Raw genomic sequence first — 21445 nt, 5'->3', positions numbered from 1 at the left:
TGGTGCAGATTGTAAATTGATGTAAGTCAGTAAAATCAATCTGTTAGCGAGGAGTTAGGCTGTTGCCGCGTATCTAAAACCAGATTTACATTAGTTAAATTTAACTTTATTTAAATTTTTTTAATCGGAAAGATAAATTAATTTCAATCCTAGCCATGCTTTTTTTCATTATATCTGAAACAAGCAAAATATAAAAATCAGTCCATTTGCGTTATTAGGCGGAATAAAGCCGCCATGTTGCCTTCTTCGTCACTTTTCCTACCGGGTTAGTACATCTCCACGTCTGTGGAAAAACATTTTTTGTCGAGCGTTTGACTGTGCAGATTTTCTGTTGGTTTTTGCGCGCGACACTTTACCTCAACTGGCAGCTAAGGGGTGTTAGATGGCACAGCTCAACCAAGGTCGCGTGGATATTATTTCGCGCGAAAACGGCACGTTTATTTCTCAAACTAACGGTGGTTTTTCCCATACCGTGGCCTTAAACGAAGCCAGCGTGGTGCGTATTAATGGCACTCAGTCGCTGGTAACCACCTATGAGCGCCAGGGAAATGATCTGATCCTGCATATGCGTGATGGCAGCGTGGTTCGCTACCAGCGTTTTTTCTTCAATGATACCGATGGATTGCATAGCGAACTGGTATTTGATGATGGTACCCATCTACCGGTACATGCGTTATTCCCGGCTGCTGATGGCGCGGCGGATGCGACTGCGTTGGTGGCGGTGACGCCAACCTATGAATCGCTTAATTCTATCGACCCGTTACTGCTGGCCGATAATGACAGCAATACTGGCGTCATAACTGCGGCAGGGTTAGGCGTGCTTGGCCTGGCGGGGATTGGTATTGCAGCGTCCGGCGGTGGCGGCGGTCATCACCACAATAACGACAACAATAATAACGGTGGTAATGGCAATAACGGTAACGGCGGGGATGGTAATAACGGCAACGGCGGGAATGGTAATAACGGCAACGGCGGGAATGGTAATAACGGCAATGGCGGGAATGGTAATAACGGCAATGGCGGGAATGGTAATGGAGGGGATGGAGAGGGCGGCAATGGCAACGAGGGCAATGGCGCCAACGGTACCCCCACACTAAATCTGCCATTTGGCGATGGCACGCTAAATAGCGGTGAGGCAGGCAGCGATCAAACGTTAAGCGGTAATACCGGTGTTAGCGGGCCAAACCAAACGGTAACGGTCACCCTTGGCGATCACCAATATACCGGCACCCCGGCGAACGACGGTAGCTGGACGATAACGTTGCCATCAGGCGACTTACAGGATCTACCACAAGGCAATAATCAAATTGTGGTGGTGGTCACCGACCCTGCCGGTAATAGCAGTACCTCCACCACGCCGATAGTGGTCGACACTATCGCGCCAACTTTGACGGTTAACCCGATTGCCGCAGACGGAATGCTGAATGCGCAAGAGCAGAGCCAACCGCTGGAGATTAGCGGAAGCGGCGAAGCGAATGACACGGTCACCGTTACGCTAAATGGTCATACTTACACCACCACGGTAGGCGACAATGGGCAGTGGTCAGTCGCTGTGCCGGCTACTGATTTAGCCGAACTTAGCGATGGCTCACATCCGGTTGCTGTTTCAATCAGCGATGCTGCCGGTAATAGCACCAATCAAACCGCACCGTTAACCGTTAAAGCCGATGAAGCGAACCTACCCTCGATCACGGTGAACACTTTTGCCGGAAACAATATTTTGGACGGCGCCGAACAACACACCACGCAAACGCTCTCTGGTACCACACAACATGTTGAGGCTGGACAAACGGTTACCGTGACGCTGGATGGGCAAAACTACACGGCGGTGGTGCAACCCAGCGGAGACTGGAGCGTACAGATTCCGTCTTCGGCGCTGCTGGCATTAGAAAATGGCACCGCGACTATCCATGTAGTCGTGAATGATATTGCCGGAAATAGCGCGGATAACGCCCTTGAGTTCACCGTTAACAATGCTGCCTCCGGTTTATCGGTCAACCCCTTAAGCGATGATGGTTACCTCAATGCCAGCGAAGCGAATGAAAACCTGGTAGTGAGCGGTACCTCATCCAATATTCCCGTTGGTAATGAGGTGACGGTAACCTTCAATGGCCAGACCTATACCGCTGAAGTGGCTGACAACGGCAACTGGAGCATAACCATCCCGGCGGCGGATTTAGCCGGGTTACCGGATGGCGCCGCTCCGCTGACGGTTACCGCTATCGACACGGGCGGTAATCCGGTGGATACCAGTGCGACGCTGAACGTTATCGTTCATACCTTACCGGAAGTGACGTTACAAACGCCGTTTGGCGATGGCGCGTTGAACGCGGCGGAGTCGGCGACCGAACAGACGTTACAAGGAGAGACCGGGGTTAGCGGCGATGGTCAAAGCGTGACGGTTAGCTTGGGTGGTTCTAACTGGACCGGTAGCGTTGATGGTGATGGACACTGGTCGGTCACGCTGCCTGCTGATGCATTGCAGGCGTTGGCGGAAGGGGGTACCAGTATCGTGGTCACCGTCAGCGATGCGGCGGGCAATCAGAGCAGTACCACCGCGCCAGTGGTGATTGATCGTACCGCGCCGACGCTTGCGGTCGATCCGGTCGCTGGCGATGGGATTGTCAACGCAGTCGAAGCCGCGCAACCCATCACCATCGGCGGCAGCAGTGACGCACCGCAAGGGCAAACTGTTACTGTAACGCTGAATGGAGAGACGTATACCACCGAGGTCGATGCGCAAGGTCATTGGTCGGTGGAATTACCCGCGGGCACGTTGCTAGACGCTGAACCGGGTAGCTATCCACTGACTGTCACCGTCAGCGATGCAGCCGGTAATCCAATCAGTACCACCAGCGATATTCAGGTGGCGACCGCCTCGCTAGCGCCCACCATCGATACGCCATTTGGCGATGGTTACCTCAATATTCGCGAAGCACAAGACGGACAAACGCTATCGGGTTCCACCGGTTCAACCAGCGAGGGGCAGACCGTCACCGTTAATGTAGGCGGAACCGAGTATCCGGCGGTCGTCGATGCGCAAGGTAACTGGTCAGTCGCGTTAGACGCAGAGACATTGCAAGGTTACCAGGATGGCGCTTTACCAATAACGGTTACCGTGACCGACGCCGCCGGTAATATGGGCAGCGTCAACAGTACCGTCAGCGTTGACTACAGCGCCCCAACCTTGAATGTCGGTAATGTAGCCGGCGACAATATTATTAATCGGGCGGAAGCCTTACAAGCCCAAACCATCAGCGGCACGGCATCGCCAGCAGATGCCGGACAAACCGTACAGATTACGTTCAATGGCGAAACTCTGCAGGCAGTGGTGCAAAACGATGGTAGCTGGAGCGTCACATTGCCAGCCAGTGCGTTACAAGGGCTGGCGGATGGCGAATATCATCTCGGCGTAACCTTAACCGATGCGGCGGGTAACCCTGCCAGCATTGATCATCTCCTCACGCTGGCCGCCAGCCCCGCCAGCCAGCCGACACTCAGTATTGATGCGGTAACCGGCGATGATTATATCAACCGATCTGAGGCGGCGCAGGGCATTAGCATCAGCGGCTCTGCTACCGGGCTGGAGACCGGCCAAACGGTCACGGTTACGCTCAACGGTCAAAATTACACCACCACGGTCACTGCACAGGGCGACTGGCGCGTTGATGTTCCGGCGCAGGCCTTGGGGCAACTGAGCGATGGTAGGCAAACCATTACCGTTACCGCCAGCGATGTGGCGGGTAATCCGGCGAGCGCCACGCATGACGTTACGGTAGTCGCCGGGGCAGCCAGCCAGCCGGTCATTGAGATCAATACAGTGGCGGGCGATGATGTGGTTAATGCCCAGGAAGCGCAGCAGCCACTGGTCATTAGCGGGACCAGCCAACATCTCGACGACGGCGCGTCTATCACTGTCAGTCTGAATGGTAAAACCTATTCGGCAACGGTGGATGCGGAAGGAAACTGGAGCGCCACCGTACCAGCGCAGGATGTACAGGCACTCACTCAAGGTGATAATCACGTTACTGCGACGGCGACCGATATTGCCGGTAACCCGGCGGATGACAGCCACGATTTCAGCGTAGATACCCAGCCGCCAGCGTTGCTGGACATTGATTTGGGCGTTGGGAGCGATGGCATACTGAATCTGGCGGAAGCGGTCGCCGGGATCACCATCGGCGGCACCACGGATGCAGGACTCACTGTCACGCTGACGTTAAATGATAAAACCTATACCGCCACCGCCGATACGCAAGGTCATTGGAGCGTTGCGCTATCCAGCGGGGATTTGTTGGCGCTCGCCGACGGAACGGCGCAGGTGGGGCTTTCGGTGACCGACGCCAGCGGCAACACCGCCTCTCAATTGGTGGACCTCAATGTCGCGATAAATACTCTACCGGCCCTGACCCTCGACACGCCATTATTTGGCGATGGCTTACTCAACGTGGCGGAAGCCGACGGCGCCCTAACCCTCACCGGTACGGCAACCCATTTAGAGCCGGGCACTGAAGTTACTGTCACGATTGGCAATCTGACCTTTAGCGGTACGGTTGCTACGGGTGGCAGATGGGAGGTGTCAATCCCGGCCGGGGCACTGAGCGCCTTACCGGATGGCAATGTACAGGTTGAGGTCAGTGCGGTCGATGCGGCAGGCAACCCGGCTGGCATTGCCGGTAACGTTGAGATTGTATTGTCGACGTTACCGGAGGCGGCAATACAGGTTCCGTTTGTTGATGGCGCGCTGAATGCCGCAGAAGCGGATAGCGATCAGGTTATTCGCGGCACCACCGGGATTAGCGGCGAAGGGCAGCAGGTTAGCGTGGTGATTACCGGGCTGAATAATGACCAACCCTTAACCGCTACCGTTGATGCCGGCGGCCATTGGTCGTTGAATCTGTCACCGTCGCAACTGGCGGATCTGGCAAACGGTAGCCATACCATTACGGCTACGGTGACCGATCGGGCGGGAAACAGTGATAGCGCCTCGCTTGACTTCAACTCAATTATTAACGGCTTACCCGACCCAACGCTGAACACGCCCTTTACCGATGGCATTCTCAACCTGACCGAGGCGCAGGCCGGTGGCGCACTGAGTGGCGTGACCGGTATTACCGGCGAACAGACCGTGATTGTCACGGTGAATGGCACAGGTTTTGAGGCCACGGTTGATGAGGAAACCGGGCAGTGGTCGCTTGATTTACCGGCCAGCGAGTTGCAAACGCTGCCGGATGGTAACTGGCCGATTGAAGTCTCCGTCACTGACAGCGTCGGCAACAGCGCGACGATTGATGGGGCATTACAGGTCGCTATCCATACATTGCCGGTTGTCACCATTAATCTGCCGTTTGGCGACGGCTCGCTAAATATTATTGAAGCGACCCTCGATCAACAGATTACCGGGCGCACCGGTATTACCAGCGCCGGTCAAACGGTGAGTGTGGTCATCTCCGGGCTGAATAATGGCGACCCATTTGAGGCCAGTGTAGACGCTAACGGCAACTGGTCGCTGAACCTGTCGCCGCAACAGTTAGCGTCGTTAAGCGATGGTACGCACACCATTGAGGTTACCGCCACGGATGCGGCGGGTAACAGTGCGACTCAATCGTTGGAGGTGATTGCGGCGCTGACGCCAGCCGATCCGGTCATTAACCCACCGTTTGGCGATGGCATTCTTAACATTGACGAAGCGGCGGGTGCGGTAATCTTAACCGGCACTACTGGGCTGAGCGGCGAGAACCAAGGCGTGCAAATCACCATCGACTTGGGCGGGATCACCTATACCGGTACGGTGGATGCGGAAGGTAACTGGTCGGTTGGGATACCGGCCGGGGCGCTAGGTAACCTGAACAACGGCACGCATACCATTGACCTGACGATAGTCGATGCGGCCGGTAACGTAACCAATGACTCGCTGGTATTTACTGCCGCCCTGACCGCGCCAACGCCGACGCTGAATGTGCCGTTTGGCGATAGCCTAATCAATCTGCAGGATGTGGAAGACGGCGCCACCTTAACCGGAACCACCGGCACCACCGGCGATGCACAGAGTGTAACGGTCAACGTGGGCGGCACAGACTATACCGCTACCCTCAACGGTGATGGCAGTTGGTCACTGGCCCTGTCTTCTGAACAACTTAACTTACTGGATCAAGGCGACAATACCTTGTCGGTGCGGGTGGTTGATAGTAACGGCAATGCAACGACGATTGGCGGCAATTTCACCGTCGATACCGTCGCGCCCACGGTCAATATCGATCCGTTCACCGGCGACAACAGCCTCACCTATGCGGAAAGTATTCTGGCGCAAACCCTCAGCGGTAGCGCCGGGGTTGAAAATGCCGGTTCCACGGTAACAGTGACGCTTGGCGCATCAACATTGACCGGCATTGTTGATGACGAGGGGAACTGGCAAGTTGCCGTGATGCCTGGCGTGATGGCGCAACTGGCGAATGGTAGCGACACCATCACTGTAACGATTACCGATCCGGCGGGTAACAGTAACAGTGCCAGCACCACGCTAACCGTTGATCTTACACCGCCGGACGATCCGTTACTGACGTTGGATCCCATCGGCGGTGACAACATTCTTAATGCGTCGGAGACCGGCTCAGTCACTGTAACCGGGTCGTTTAGTCACTTCCTTGTCGGTAGCACGGTAAACATCACGGTGAATGGGGTGCTGGTGGGGACCGATGTAGTGGTCGGTAGTGAAGGGAACTGGAGCGTTAACCTTCCTGCTGCGATATTTGGCAGCGACGGTAACTACACGGTCTCCGCCAGCGCGGTAGTTGGGCTGGATACGGTTTCTACCGGCGCAACGGTAGTGGTGGATCGCACCGCGCCAGAGCTGACGATTAACGCCTTTACCGCCGATAATGTGCTGAATGAGAGTGAAAGCGGCGTAACCCAAACGCTCAGCGGCACCGCCTCGATCAGCGAAGCCGGTCGTACCGTAACGCTGACGTTGAACGGCAAAACCTATACGGCGGTTGTGCAGGCGAATGGGAACTGGAGCACCAACATCGCGGCGGCGGATTTACAGGCGTTGCAAGATGGCCCGCAAACCCTTCATGCCAGCTTAAGCGATCGCGCCGGTAATCTCAGCGAGGTGGATCATAACTTCACCGTGGATACCGGGGCGCCGCTGCTACAGGTTGATGCGCTGCTGGGCAATAACGTTCTCAACGCGGCGGATATTCTCCTCACCCAAACCCTAACCGGCACTGCCTCCGGCGCGGAAGGGCAAACCATTGGGCTGTATCTTGGCGATGCCAATCCAATCGCTACGGCGGTGGTGAATGCGGACGGTACCTTTGCGTTGCAACTAACGCCGGAGGTGTTAGATAGCCTGACCGAGGGAGCGCTGGTGTTTGGCGTGCGGGTGAGCGATGCCGCTGGCAACCAAACTGACGCCACGCTGACGGTCAATAAAATCATCAATCAGGGGCTAACGCTGATTGTAGATTCTGTCTTCGGCGACGGTACGCTGAGCGCGCTGGATAGTACGGTGGCGCAAACTATCTCCGGGGTCGCCAAACTGGCGGGGATTGGTGCCACGGTCACGCTGGATATTGGCGACACCACCCTATCGGCGAAAGTGGGGCAGGATGGCAAATGGGCGATTATCGTGCCGCCAAACATCCTCGGCCTACTGGCAGACGGAGATATTAACCTCAACTTAACCCTGTCCGATGCCGCCGGTAACACGCGTACCGTGGGTGAAACCGTGACGGCAATCATCCATAACTTGCCGGTGATTGGCGACCTATCGCACCTGTTCGGTGTGGACAACTTGCTCAATATTGGCGACCTTGCCCAGAACCAAACGATTGGCGGCCTGTTAAATGCGGCGACCGGCTCGACGGTGATTGTGACGTTAGGAAGCAAATCGTACCAAACACAGGTGACCGCCGGTGGTCAGTGGGGATTAACCATTCCGGCGCTGGATTTAGGACATTTGCTGGATGGGACCTTATCGCTGGGCGTGAAAGTGATTGACCCGGCGGGCAACGTCGCCTCGTCAGCGGTGGATGTGGGTATTTTCGGCACCGCGCCTTCGATCTCACTGAGCCCGATCTTCGGCGACGGTATTCTTAACGCACTGGATCTGGTGACAGGTCAAACCATTAGCGGCGTGGTGAATCATGTTGCGGCGGGCGCTCAGGTGACCATCAGCATTGGCAACAGCACCGTAACGGCGGTGGTCGGCCAAAACGGCGCGTTCAGCGCGACCGTGAGTCCGGATATTTTGGGCACCTTGCTGAACGGTAACCTGACGGTCGGCGTCAGCGTGACTGATGCTGCCGGCAATACCACCTCGACCAGTGCCGGTTTGGTGGTGAATGTCACCATCCCCGGTATCGAACTGAACCCGATCTTTGGCGACGGCTTATTAAACGCGGCGGATGCGTTACTGACGCAGGTGATTAGCGGGCACATTACCAATGCTACGCCAGGCTCGAAGGTCGAGGTGACGCTCGCCGGACAACACCTGATTACCACCGCGAACGCCAATGGTGACTTTAGCGTAGCGCTCTCGCCCGCCATTCTGCAGGGGCTGTTGGACGGTAACCTGACGGTTGGCATTAAAGTCACTGACAGTGCGGGCAATAGCGCCGAAACCAGCGCAGGCGTTAAGGTCGGTATCCACAACTTGCCGGTTATTACCCTTGATCCGCTGTTCGGCGACGGTGTGCTGAACCTGCTGGAATCGATAGCGACACAAACTATCACTGGTCAGGTCGCCAATGCGGCGGCCGGTTCAGTGGTCACCGTCAATATCGGTAATTCAACTGTCACCGCAGCGGTAGATGACACCGGTCACTTCAGCGCACAGGTCTCGCCGGACATTCTCGGTACGCTGCTGAATGGCAACCTCACCGTGGGTGTCTCGGTGACGGATGCGGTAGGGAACACCGCCAGCGTCAGCGCCGGGGTACAGATTGGCATCAATACGCCGCCAACCTTAACCGTGAATACCCTGTTTGGCGACGGCGTATTAAGCGCGGTTGATCTGAACAGCGCGCAAACCATCAGCGGCAGCAGCAGCCATTTAAGTAATGGCACGCTGGTGACGGTAACGCTGGGCGGAAAAACCTATACCGCTCAGGTTGGCAGCAACGGGAACTGGACGCTGAGTGTACCGAAAGCCGATTTGGCGCTGTTAAGCGATGGTACGTTAGCGGTCGAGGTGCGCGCTACCGATGCCTTTGGCAACGAGGCAACCGGCAGCGGCGCGCTGAATGTTATTGCACATACGCCGCCGACCGTAACGATTGCCACGATTTTTGGCGACGGGCAGCTCAATGCGACCGATGTGTTGAGCGCGCAAACTATTGTCGGTACGTCGACCAATGCGGAAGGCTCAACCATCCAGGTGGCGATTGGCGGCCAGACGTTTACCGGGACGGTTGGGGCCGATGGATCGTGGAGCGTATCGGTACCGGCCGCCAGCCTGGCGACGATTGCCGATGGCACGCAAACCGTGACCGCCAGCGTCACCAATCTTGCCGGTGGAACCGGTAGCGATGCCGGTAACCTGTTGGTGGGTACCCATACGCTGCCTTCGGTGACGCTGGGAACCTTGTTTGGCGGTGATGGCTTCCTCAATCTGGCGGAAGCCGCCAACGGCGAAACGATTAGCGGCAACGCAACCAATGCGCAAGGCAGTAGCGTAGCGGTGACCATCGCCGGAACCACCTTCACCACCACGGTGGGCGCGGAGGGTAGCTGGAGCATCACTATTCCGGCCGAAACCTTGCAAGCTCTCTCCGACGGCAGCCATTCGCTCTCGGTCACGCTGACCGATGCGGTTGGCAATATCTCAACCGCGAACAGTAGTTTTAACGCGGTAACGCATAACCTGCCGATTATCGGTGTCGATCCGGTATTAAGCCTGGTCAGCGTATTGTTGACCGGTTTAACCATCTCGGGCGGGACGTTGAACCTGAAGCAGGGCACCATGCTTAACGTGACGCTGAATGGACACACTCAGCAAACCACCACTGATGCCCTCGGGCGTTACAGCATTAAATTCGCCGGGGGATTACTGACCGCGCTCAGCCTCAGCTCGATTGTAACGGTAACGGCGGTGGATGCTGCGGGTAACCCGGCAGCCACCAGCACCACACTGTTGCTGGGATCATTATTACCGGTTGCCGCCAGCGCAGAGGTACACAGCGCTGCGCTGGTCGCTGTTGATGATAGCGGAACCGCCTCGGCTGGCGATCAAAGTCACAGCGTGGCCGCGCCGACGGCAAGTGAGCAAAAATCGACGGCAGAGAGCGCGCATACCGAGGCGGTTCCGGTTGCGTCGACGCTGGTTACCGAGACAGATAGCGCCGCACTGTCGGTAAGTGATACGCACGCGCTCAACGCGCCGGTGGCGCATGGCGCATCGCCAACTGAGAGCACGGCGGATGAGGCTTACTCCATCGGCGGCGTCACCATCGTACTGGCTGACGGTTCAATGCAAGAGGGTGCTTTTATCACCGGGAGCCAGGGTGAGGATACCGTGACGCTTAATACGTTGAACTTTGGTCATATTGATGGCGGTAGCGGCGTCGATACGCTGGTGTTAAATGGCGAGCATATGACGTTGGATCTCACCTCGCTGGGGCTAAAAATCGAGAATGTTGAGGTGCTCGACCTCGGTAAGTCTGGTACTAACGGCATTAAGCTCGATCTGCATGACGCACTGACCCTGACCGATACGCCGCAAGACGATCTGTTGATTAAGGGGGCCGATGGCGGCGAGGTGACGCTAGCGAATACCGAGGGCGGCGTATGGAGCAGTACCGGCCAGCGTACCGTTGAGGGGCACACCTATGACGTGTACCACAACTCGGCACTTACTGCGGACAACACCTTAGGCGATGTGTTGATTCAGCATAATTTACAGGTGCACGTGGTGTAAGCAGCGGGCGGTCAGTGGAAAATCCTGGCCGCCCATTTTTTTTAGCGCCGTTGAGCGCTGCTTTGATGTTCTGCCCGGAAAGCGGCAGCAAGAACGTTTTAACAACAATAATCAGCAATACGTTGGTGTAAATAATGAACAAGACGCTTGTTTCTTTGTGGCTGGGCGCGTTTTGTGGAGCGTTCGTGCATCAGGCGCTGGCGGTAGAAGAACCGCCGGCTGAATTCAACTGGCAAGCCGCACCGAGCGAGGAGCGTATTGCCACGTTAACGCTACGCGAAGCGATTTTGCGCGCCTTTCTCCGTAACCCCAAAATTTCTCAGGCGGCGGCGCAAATTCACATTGGCGAAGCCGATCTGGATGCGGCGAAAAGCGCCTGGTATCCACAGATTTCTCTGCAAGCCTCAGGAGGGCGATCTCATCAAACTGACTCGTCCGGTAGTTTGAATAATAACGCCTCCGGCGGGCTGACCCTCAGCCAGTTACTGTATGACTTTGGCCGCACCGGTGGCGCGATTGATGAACAACATGCGCTGGCGGATGCTTACCGTTATTCACTGTATGACACCATGACCTCCGTCGCGCAGGATACGCTACGTGCTTATCTTGAAGTGAAACGCTACCAGGCGCTGGTGGTGGCCGCGCGCGACAATATCGCCTCACTGGATCGGGTAAAAGAGATCGCGACTCTGCGTGCCAATGCCGGGCTCAGTTCGCAATCCGATGTGTTACAAGCCGGTACGCGATTGGCCGGGATGCGTGCCACGCTAGAGCAATATCGCGCCCAGCAACGCTCGGCGCAGGCGCAGCTAACGGTACTAACCGGCGTGGTGTCCGATAATCTGCCCGAACTCCCCGAAACGCTGTTGCAACAGCAGGTCACCCTCGACCGAATCGCCTATGAAAACAGCGCGGCAGTGCGCAGTGCGCAGGCCAAGCAGCAGGCCGCCAACCAGCGTGTGCGGCAGGCGGCGTCGAACCACTGGCCCACCATCAAGGTTGAAGCTGGGCGTACCCGTTATGAAAACGATAGCCGATCGTATTGGGACGATGAGTTGCAACTCCAGGTGGAGGCGCCGATTTATCAGGGCGGGCTGGTGAATGCGAAAACGCGCTCCGCCGAGGGCGAGCGAGAGGCGGCTCAGGCGGCGATTCAACAGGCGAAACTCGATATTAATCAACATGCTTCTACGGCTTATGCCGACATGATTGGCGCGCATGAGCGCCAGCAAGCAGGCGAGCAGCAACTGCTCAGCGCCGACCATACCCGCGCGGTCTACGCCGATGAATACAAACTCAGTAAACGTAGTCTGAATGATTTGTTAAGCGTTGAGCAGGACGTATTTCAGGCGGATAGCATGCGGATTATGGCGTTATACGACGGCTGGGACGCGACGGTGCGTTACGCTGCCGCCGTCGATAATTTGCTCGATATCATGGGGATAGACCGCGAAAAAAGCAGTGGGCAGACACTGCCGACCCTGCAGTAATCCGGTAGCGATGTACCACGATAAAAAGGGGTGACTATGACACGACAAACCGCATTAACAGAGACCTGGATCGCCGCCATGCTTCGGGTTGCGGCGCGCTTCGGTAAACCGGCGGAGGCGACAACGCTGCGTCAAAATATGCGCTGGTTTGAACATCTCCCCGCCGGGCAGCAACTGGAACGTCTGGCGAATCTGGTTGGGTTGCACCTTGCCATGGTGCCGCGCGAAAGCGTGCATTGGCGTCAGGAAATCATGCCGGTGATGTTATTACTCGAACCAGGCAGTGTGGCGGTTATTGAGGAGATTGATGCGAACGGCACAGCCCGCTACTGGCTGAGCGAGGGCGGCGATGTCATTCGTGAAACCGAACTGGCGCTATTGTTGGCGCAAAGCCAGCAACTGGTGGCAATGGTCGGCGTGGCGGCACGCGGTCGCGATGCGCGTATTGATGAATTTATCCAACCCTGGCAAGCACACTGGTTCTGGAAAAACTTTCGCGGTATGGGGCGGCGCATCGCCGAAATATCGCTGGCTTCGGTGGTGGGGAATGTACTGGCGTTGGCCGGCATTCTGTTTTCAATGCAGGTCTACGATCGGGTGATACCGGCGCAGTCGGAACCCACGCTATGGGTACTGTTTGTCGGGGTGGTGATCGCCGCCGCTATGGAGTACCTGATTCGCCTGATGCGTACTCAGGTTTCCGATCTGATGGGAAAGCGTATCGACCTCAATATCTCCTCAATGTTATTCGCCCGGGCGATGAATATCCGCAATGAGTCGCGCCCCAAATCGACCGGCTCGTTCATTTCACAACTGCGTGAAATTGATCAGGTCCGCGAACTGCTGACATCAACCACCGTCGGCGCGGCGGCGGATATGCCCTTCGTGATTTTATTCCTGTTTATTATGGCGTTCATTGGCGGCTCGTTAGTGATCATTCCGTTACTGGCGATTCCGTTGATCGTCATCCCCGGTCTGTTGATTCAAATTCCGATGGCGAAGTTGGCAAAAGAGGGGCTGCGTGAGGGCGCGTTACGTAATGCGATACTGGTTGAGACCATTGAAGGCATTGAGGACGTGAAGGCGCTACAGGCGGAGCCGTACTTCCAGCGTCAATGGGAGCAGACGCACGACGTGAGCGCGGCAATCGGGATGAAGCAGCGGCTATGGGGCGCCAGGCTTGGCGGTTGGGCCTCTACCGTGCAACAACTTACCTATGGCGGCATGTTGGTATTCGGTACTTATCTGGTGTTAGCGGGTGATATTACCACCGGTACATTGGTTGCCAGCAGTATGCTCTCGTCACGCACGATTGCGCCCTTGATGCAATTAACCATGGTGTTTTCCCGCTGGCAGCATGCCAAAAGCGCCATGACCGGGCTGGACGAGTTATTGAAAAAACCGCTCGATAAACCACCGGAGGGGGAGGTTGCGCACTGCCCGATTCTGAGCGGACATTATGAGCTCCATAATGTGCATTACAGCTACGATGAGGAGAATGTTAAAAACATACTCAATGTGGCGGCATTACGTATTAAGCCGGGTGAGCGTATCGCTATTTTAGGAAAGGTGGGGGCCGGTAAGTCGACGCTACTTAAATTATTAGCCGGACAGGCGAAAGCCTCGCAAGGCAAAGTGATCGTTGATGGCGTGGATATTAACCGGATCGATCCGGTTGATTTACGCCGTCAGTTGGGCTGGTTATCGCAGGATTCCCGACTTTTTTTCGGCACCTTGCGTCAAAATTTGATGTTGGGTAATCCGCATGCCAGCGAGCAGGAGATGTTACAGGCGTTACGGGTGAGTGGCGCGCTGAGTCTGGTACAGCAGGATGCCGCCAGCCTTGATCGCATCATTAACGAGGGTGGGCGCGGGCTTTCCGGCGGTCAACGGCAAATGGTGATGCTAAGCCGCATGATCTTGCGTCAACCGCAGGTGGTGTTGCTGGATGAACCTACCGCCTCAATGGATGAGCAACTGGAAGATCATGTTATCCGTCAAATGCATGGCTGGCTTAACGGGCGAACCTTAATCCTGGTAACCCATCGCCCGGCGCTGTTAAAACTGGTTGAGCGCATTATCGTCATGGATAACGGCAGAATTATTGCCGACGGCCCGCGCGACGAGATTTTGCGTAGCGCTTCCGCCGCCAACGCCAAGGCTTCAGCCGCGCAAACGCCGCAAGGAGATGCCGCATGAGTCTGGTCACGGTGGAAAAAGATCTCAGTCGTAATGAGCGACGCACATCGACGATTATTTGGCTATGTAGCGCGACGCTGGTGTTATTTTTGGTGTGGGCGCACTTCGCCATTCTGGATGAGGTCACGGTGGGAACCGGCAAAGTGACGCCCTCCAGTCGTGCCCAGGTGATCGAGAGCCTGGATGGCGGCATTGTTAATCAGCTTAATGTGCATGAAGGGGATATTGTTGAAAAGGGAGAGATTTTAGCCCGGCTCGACCCCACGCGTTTCCAGTCTAACTTTGGCGAAGCGCAGGCAAAAGCACGTACCTTACGCGCCTCAGCGGAGCGGTTGCGTGCCGAACTGACCGGCGCGCCGTTGCAATTTAGCGCCGCTACCCGGCAGGAACCGGAGCTGGTGGCGCGGGAAATGCAGTTGTATCAATCCCGCCGCCGCAATTTAACGGAAACCGTCAGTAACCTCGAACAATCAATGAAGTTGGTTCAGGATGAGCTACGCATGACTGAACCTCTGGTGGCTAAAGGCGCGGCGGGGCAGGTCGAAGTGATTCGCTTGCGCCGTCAGGTTAGCGACCTACGCGGAAAAATTGACGAAGCCAAAAACGACTATGCGGTACGCGCCCGTGAAGAGCAGGTAAAAAATAACGCCGATCTGGATGCGCAATTGCAGGTGTTGGCCGGTAAAGAAGACCAGTTAACCCGCGCGACACTCTACTCGCCAGTGCGCGGTATTGTTAAGGATATTCAGGTAACAACGGTAGGCGGCGTATTACAGCCGGGCGGCAAACTTATGGAGATCGTTCCGCTTGAGGATCAGTTACTGATTGAAACCCGGATTAACCCACGCGATATCGCCTGGATCCGCCCCGGCCTGGCCGCTGAAGTAAAAATCACCGCTTACGACTCCTCTATTTATGGCTCACTGCCAGGCGAAGTCGAAACGGTCTCACCGGATACGCTGCAAGATGAAGTAAAACGCGACCAATATTACTATCGCGTGTATGTCCGTACCCAAAAAGCGGAATTAACTAATCGCGCTGGTCGAAAATTTCCTATTGTTCCTGGCATGGTTGCCAGCGTCGAGATTAAAACCGGGCAAAAATCGGTAATGGATTATTTAATTAAGCCGTTGAATAAAATCAAGGAATCGTTACGCGAGCGGTAATGTTTCAGCGCGTTAATGAGGTGATTTGTTAATTTCAAAAATTAATTAAGCTAAGATATATTTGATGATTTTTGTGCAAAAAATGCGGAAATGAATGCATCTCAGCGGAGGGTTTTTACGCTTATTTTCAGCGTAATTAGGAAGTTTACCGTCAATGACGTTTCCTGAAAAAAACTTAAAAAAAAGCCGGACACAAGGTCCGGCGGGAATAAAAATAAGGGTAAAACATCTCATTCGGGGTGAATGAAGGTAATAATAAAATAAAATGATGATAGCGGTATCTATTCTATATGCCGACTTTGGTTTTGTTTTATCATTCAGTGCTCAAATCACACTTTTGCTATCTTTTTGTTTTTTAAAGATTTATATAATTTTTGATTATTAGTGCTATATTTTTTATCTTATCGTGCTGTATAAAAGTTCCGCGAATAACACATTTAGAAATATATATGAAAAGGAATGAAACAGTTTCGGAAATTTAGTAGCATTTTCTTTATAGATTATTACCGCCCTCGAATTGACAATGGGTTGCCGGCTGAATTTTAAACATTCAGCACGCAGTGGCAAATAAAGGCACATAATAGAGGGTAATAAAATGAAACTTCGAGTTCTTTCCCTGATGGTACCCGCAATGCTGATCGCTGGCTCCGCGGGCGCAGCAGAAGTCTACAACAAAGACGGCAACAAACTGGATCTGTACGGTTTGGTTGATGGCCTGCACTATTTCTCTGACGACCATTCTGTTAATGGTGACCAAAGCTATATCCGTCTTGGTTTTAAAGGCGAAACCCAAATCAACGACCAACTGACCGGTTACGGCCAGTGGGAATATCAGGTAAACGTTAACACCCCGGAAAGCGACGGTGATAATGCCTTTACCCGTTATGGTTTCGCTGGTTTGAAATTTGGCGATGCTGGTTCATTCGACTACGGTCGTAACACTGGCGTGATTTATGATGTTGCCGCTTATACTGACATGCAGCCCGAGTTTGATGGTTCCACCTATGGCGCGGACCAGTTCCTGTTCTCACGTGCTAATGGCGTGGCGACCTACCGTAATACCAACTTCTTCGGCCTGGTTGATGGCCTGAACTTTGCCCTGCAGTATCAGGGTAAAAATGATGGCGGCGGCGAAGACGGTAGCCGTGGCGTGCTGACCCAGAACGGTGACGGCTACGGTATGTCTGTGAACTACGATATCGGCGGCGGCGTGAGCCTGGCCGGTGCGTTCTCCAGTTCTGACCGTACCAATGCGCAAAACGGCGCAGGTAAAGGCGCAGGTATTATGGGTAGCGGTGACCGTGCGGAAGCCTACTCAGGCGGCCTGAAATATGATGCGAACAACATCTACCTGTCTGCAATGTTTACCCAGGCGTATAACGCTTCTCGCTTCGGTAGCGGCACCCTGAATGACGCTGGCGATAATGCCTTCGGTTATGCTAACAAGTCTCAACTGTTCGAAGCCTATGCGGCTTACCAGTTTGACTTCGGTCTGCGTCCGTTCGTGGGCTATAACCAAACCCGTGCGAAAGATCTCGGTACCTCCGCAAGCGGCCAAACCTTTGGCAGCCAGGATCTGGTTAAATTCGTTGACGTAGGTGCCACCTACTACTTCAACAAAAACATGTCCACCTATGTTGACTACAAAATCAACCTGATCGACAGTAGCGACTTTACCCGCGCCGCTGACATCAGCACCGATGACGTGGTCGCGCTGGGCCTGGTTTACCAGTTCTAAGTCTTTACGCGTATCCCACAGGGCGGCATTATGTCGCCCTGTTTGTTTCCGGCGCCAGCAGCGCCGCCAGCCCATCCCGCAACTGCCTCACCGTCTGTTCGACACTTTTGCCCATCTGCACCTGAACAATTGCACCATCGACCAGCATGGCGATGACATCCGCCCGATTGCCTGCGTGGGGCGGAAGATGCCGTGCAATCTCATCGCGCATCGCGCATTTGTGCTCTACCACCAGCGACAACGCTTCTGGCTGTGTATCTGCCAGTTCAGTGGCGGCATTGATAAACGCACAGCCGCGAAAGTCCGGCTGGCTGAACCAGCTTTCCAGCGCATGCGGCAGAGCATCGGCCAGCGTTTCTTGCCGCAAGGCATCCGCCAACGTCTGACTAAACCCTTGCATCCAGCGCTGATGTCGTCGACGTAGAAACGCCAGCACCAAGGCATTTTTCGCCGGAAAATGGCGGTAAAAAGTCACTTTAGTGACCCCGGCGCCCGCAATAATTTTATCCACCCCGGTGGCGCGAATCCCGTTCTGGTAAAACAACTGATGGGCGCAATTCAGGATACGTTCCTGGGCGCTGGCATGGGGATCAAATGGTTCAGGCGACAGCATAAAAACTCCATGAAAAATTTAAGTAGACAAGTCTGTCTACATGCGACAGTATAAATTAAGTAGACAAATCTGTCTACCTGACTCTGGAGGCATTATGGCTTTGGTTCCCCCGTTTGATTTTGAGAGCGCCACGCAAAAAGTTCGATTAGCGGAAGATGCGTGGAATTCACGCGATCCACAACGGGTATCGCAAGTTTATACCCAAGACACGCGTTGGCGGAATCGCGCCGAGTTCGTCAATGGCCGCGCGGAAGTGGTGCAGTTCTTAACCCGTAAATGGGCAAAAGAGCTTGAGTACCGTTTAATCAAGGAGCTGTGGGCTTGGCAAAATGATGTGATCGCGGTCCGTTTCGCCTATGAGTGGCATGATGATAATGGGCACTGGTACCGCAGTTACGGTAATGAAAACTGGCGTTTTGGCGCAGATGGCTTGATGATCGAACGCTTCGCCTGCATTAACGATGTGCCGATTGATGAGAGTGAGCGTCTGTTTCACTGGCCGCTGGGTAGAAGGCCGGACGATCATGCCAGCCTGAGCGCATTAGGGCTGTAGCGCACCAGGAAAAAGCCCCGCGTAGGGCGGGGCGGAAAGCTATTTCTGGTGATGGCGTTGACGAGGAGACACGATTTTATTACGTGTCTCTTTATAATATTTATAGCCGGAGAAGATTAAGATCCCCGTAAGTACCAGGAGGAGCACGATATTTTGCATAAGGGTCTCCTTTGTTACTGCAAAAAGTATTAACTTAACCTGAGATTTCCGTCTCAGAAAGGCCATTCTGCGGGGTATTAGCCCAGCGGTCAAGGCAGATTTGCTTATTTTACAAGCGATTTGTGCGGTTCGGCTGCCACTGATAATGCACTTTATAAGGATTTTTCATGCGTTCTTTTACTCTGCGGTATGCCACTTTTTTGGCATTACTGACTGTTTCCGCCTGTGATGATAATACGCGTCATCAAACTTCAACTGCTGCGCTAGTGCTGGAAGGAAAAACCATGGGCACGGTATGGCGAGTCAGTCTGGCGGGGGTGGATGCGCAACGGGAATCGACGCTCAGGCACAAGATCCAACAGCAGCTTGATGAGGATGACCACCAGCTTTCAACCTGGAAACATGATTCGGTACTTTCACGCTTCAACCAATACCGGGGAAACCAGCCGCAGCCGGTGAGCGATGAGATGGCAGATATTGTCACGCTGGCGTTGCGCGTCGGCAAACAAACCGGCGGCGCAATGGATATTACCGTTGGCCCACTGGTTAATCTGTGGGGGTTCGGGCCAAATCGTCAGCCGCAGAAGACCCCTAGCCAGGCTAAGATCGATGCCGCGCGCGCGCAAACCGGCCTGGCGCATTTACAGGTGATTCGCCGTGTCGATGGCGCCTGGCTTCAGAAGGATCTGCCAACGCTGTATGTTGACCTTTCCACCGTGGGCGAAGGTTTTGCCACCGACCATTTAGCGCGTTTGATGGAAAAAGAAGGGATCAATAATTATCTGGTTTCGGTTGGTGGGGCGGTGTTAAGCCGTGGGCAGAATCCACAAGGTAAGGCGTGGCGCGTGGCGATTCAAAAGCCCACCGACCAGGAAAATGCGGTACAGGCGATTGTTGATCTCCAGGGGCATGGCATCAGTACCTCCGGGAGTTATCGCAACTATTATGAACTGGACGGCAAACGGATTTCCCATGTTATCGACCCGGTAACCGGTCGGCCAATTGAACACCGCCTGGTATCCGCCACGGTGATTGCGACCACGGCACTGGAAGCCGACGCCTGGGATACCGGGCTAATGGTATTGGGCACCGAAAAAGCGAAACAGCTGGCGCTACAACAGCAACTGGCGGTTTATCTGATTACTAAACAGCAACAAGGTTTCAGTATCTGGATGTCGCCGCAATTCGCCGCCTTTATCCAAAAGCCATAGCCATCAGTAAGTTATGTTGTAGCCATTACTCAATGCTTTGCCACTAAGTAAAAAAAGCATTTTTTTTGACAATATTTCTGCGGCTCATTCGTCTAACTCACCAGAAGCCATAATCAGGTTATACCGTGAGGAGAAAATAAGATGAGAGATTTTGATATACACCGGCATACGCATGGGCACCGATTCGGCGGTCGTTCGATGTCGAAGCCGTTACTGCTCGGCGTAGTGCTGGTTGCGGTGCTGGGTTTGCTGGTAATGTCCCTGTGGAATGCGTTGTTGCCCGCCTTACTCGGTGTGAAAAGCATCGGTTTTTGGCAAGCGCTGGGGATACTGGTACTGTGCCGTATTCTGTTCGGCGGATTGGGCTTCCGTCCGGGGATGTTTGGTATGGCACGTGAACATCGCCGCATGCATCAACGTTGGATGCAGATGACGCCGGAACAGCGCGAACAGTTTATTCGGCAACGTCATCAAGGGTTTGGGCGTCACGGCCATCATCATGCTGGCGGTCATGCTCATTGGCGGGAACACGATCGGCAGCCTGCGCATGACACAGAGTGTGGAACGCCGCGTGAAGCGGAAACCCACCGCCAACCGCCGGAAGATAACTACCTCAGCGAAGTTGTCTGGAATGAGTTGCAGGAAGCGTTATCGGCGCTACCGCCTGCGTAATCTTTATGATGAGCTGACAAATACCTGACCCGACACTGCCACCTAACCGGAGCCATCATGCTTGATCTTTTTAACGACGAAGCGCCATGGACGGAGCCGCTCGCGGAAGGCGCATTGATCATCCGCCGCCTGGCGCGGGATCGGGCAGAGAGCTTACTGGCTGCTATTAATGAGATTGCCGCCGGTAATCCCTTCGAACATCGCATCACGCCGGGCGGGCACCGCATGTCGGTGGCAATGACCAACTGCGGTGACCTGGGCTGGACCAGCAACGCGCGCGGTTATCAATATAGCGATCGGGAGCCAGCCAGCGGCAAGACATGGCCGCCGATGCCGGAACACTTTCGTCATTTGGCGATCGCGGCGGCGGAGCAAGCGGGTTTCCCCCGGTTTAATCCCGATGCATGTCTGATTAATCGCTATGAACCGGGCGCCAAGCTAACCCTGCATCAGGATAAAGATGAGAAGGATTTTCATCAGCCGATTGTATCGGTCTCGTTGGGGTTACCGGCGGTGTTTTTGTTCGGCGGTTTTGAGCGTGGCGATGCAACACAGCGTGTCTTGCTGGAGCATGGGGATGTGGTGGTATGGGGCGGCCCTTCACGCCTGCGGTTTCATGGCATTTTGCCGGTAAAACCCGGCATCCATCCGCTCGCCGGTGCGTTTCGCTACAATCTCACTTTTCGCCGGGTACGTTAAGCCAGAAAACGTTTAAAACGACATCGT

The 21445-nt window shown here is 54.7% G+C and carries 9 protein-coding genes and 1 pseudogene; 9 read left to right on the top strand and 1 reads right to left on the bottom strand.

The window, feature by feature from the left end; translation table 11 throughout:
* Positions 1–382: 382 nt before the first annotated feature.
* The 5 genes from PMPD1_RS14985 (at position 383) to ompC (ending at position 17511) form a co-directional block, all read left to right on the top strand.
* Positions 383–10918, top strand: a complete 10536-nt coding sequence (locus PMPD1_RS14985) for an Ig-like domain-containing protein (RefSeq protein ID WP_173634803.1) — start codon at positions 383–385, stop codon at positions 10916–10918.
* A 134-nt stretch (positions 10919–11052) separates the two neighbouring features.
* Positions 11053–12408, top strand: a complete 1356-nt coding sequence (locus PMPD1_RS14980) for a TolC family outer membrane protein (RefSeq protein ID WP_173634802.1) — start codon at positions 11053–11055, stop codon at positions 12406–12408.
* Between the two features lie 36 nt (positions 12409–12444).
* On the top strand, positions 12445–14607 hold the full coding sequence (locus tag PMPD1_RS14975; protein WP_173634801.1) for a type I secretion system permease/ATPase: 2163 nt from the start codon (positions 12445–12447) through the stop codon (positions 14605–14607).
* Positions 14604–15773: a beta-barrel domain-containing protein gene (locus PMPD1_RS14970; RefSeq protein WP_173634800.1), complete on the top strand. Its 1170-nt coding sequence runs from the start codon at positions 14604–14606 to the stop codon at positions 15771–15773. Before PMPD1_RS14975 ends, PMPD1_RS14970 begins: the two co-directional genes overlap by 4 nt.
* A gap of 595 nt (positions 15774–16368) precedes the next feature.
* Positions 16369–17511, top strand: a complete 1143-nt coding sequence (gene ompC, locus PMPD1_RS14965; RefSeq protein ID WP_173634799.1) for a porin OmpC — start codon at positions 16369–16371, stop codon at positions 17509–17511.
* A gap of 28 nt (positions 17512–17539) precedes the next feature.
* On the opposite strand, the gene PMPD1_RS14960 is transcribed toward ompC, so the two are convergent.
* A complete protein-coding gene (locus PMPD1_RS14960) occupies positions 17540–18124 on the bottom strand; it encodes a TetR/AcrR family transcriptional regulator (RefSeq protein ID WP_173634798.1) in 585 nt (194 codons plus the stop codon).
* A 94-nt stretch (positions 18125–18218) separates the two neighbouring features.
* On the opposite strand from PMPD1_RS14960, the gene PMPD1_RS14955 reads away from it, so the two are divergent.
* From PMPD1_RS14955 to alkB, 4 genes and pseudogenes are all read left to right on the top strand, one after another.
* Complete coding sequence (locus tag PMPD1_RS14955) at positions 18219–18677, top strand: nuclear transport factor 2 family protein (protein ID WP_354292645.1); 459 nt, start codon at positions 18219–18221, stop codon at positions 18675–18677.
* Between the two features lie 326 nt (positions 18678–19003).
* Entirely contained in the window at positions 19004–20047 is a 1044-nt protein-coding gene (gene apbE / locus PMPD1_RS14950) for an FAD:protein FMN transferase ApbE (RefSeq protein WP_173634797.1), read from the top strand.
* Positions 20048–20188: 141 nt separating this feature from the next.
* A pseudogene (locus PMPD1_RS14945) lies at positions 20189–20593 on the top strand (hypothetical protein); the annotation flags it as partial.
* 183 nt (positions 20594–20776) lie between these two features.
* Entirely contained in the window at positions 20777–21418 is a 642-nt protein-coding gene (alkB, locus tag PMPD1_RS14940) for a DNA oxidative demethylase AlkB (protein WP_173634796.1), read from the top strand.
* Positions 21419–21445 lie beyond the last annotated feature (27 nt).

The sequence above is a fragment of the Paramixta manurensis genome (assembly GCF_013285385.1).
GTDB classification, from domain to species: domain Bacteria; phylum Pseudomonadota; class Gammaproteobacteria; order Enterobacterales; family Enterobacteriaceae; genus Paramixta; species Paramixta manurensis.
This window is presented reverse-complemented; position numbering and strand designations above follow the sequence as displayed.

Bases quoted from the DNA above. Each gene is read 5' to 3' on its own strand.
- PMPD1_RS14985 (WP_173634803.1), top strand. From the start codon at position 383: ATGGCACAGCTCAACCAAGGTCGCGTGGATATTATTTCGCGCGAAAAC.
- PMPD1_RS14980 (WP_173634802.1), top strand. From the start codon at position 11,053: ATGAACAAGACGCTTGTTTCTTTGTGGCTGGGCGCGTTTTGTGGAGCG.
- PMPD1_RS14975 (WP_173634801.1), top strand. From the start codon at position 12,445: ATGACACGACAAACCGCATTAACAGAGACCTGGATCGCCGCCATGCTT.
- PMPD1_RS14970 (WP_173634800.1), top strand. From the start codon at position 14,604: ATGAGTCTGGTCACGGTGGAAAAAGATCTCAGTCGTAATGAGCGACGC.
- ompC (WP_173634799.1), top strand. From the start codon at position 16,369: ATGAAACTTCGAGTTCTTTCCCTGATGGTACCCGCAATGCTGATCGCT.
- PMPD1_RS14960 (WP_173634798.1), bottom strand. From the start codon at position 18,124: ATGCTGTCGCCTGAACCATTTGATCCCCATGCCAGCGCCCAGGAACGT.
- PMPD1_RS14955 (WP_354292645.1), top strand. From the start codon at position 18,219: ATGGCTTTGGTTCCCCCGTTTGATTTTGAGAGCGCCACGCAAAAAGTT.
- apbE (WP_173634797.1), top strand. From the start codon at position 19,004: ATGCGTTCTTTTACTCTGCGGTATGCCACTTTTTTGGCATTACTGACT.
- alkB (WP_173634796.1), top strand. From the start codon at position 20,777: ATGCTTGATCTTTTTAACGACGAAGCGCCATGGACGGAGCCGCTCGCG.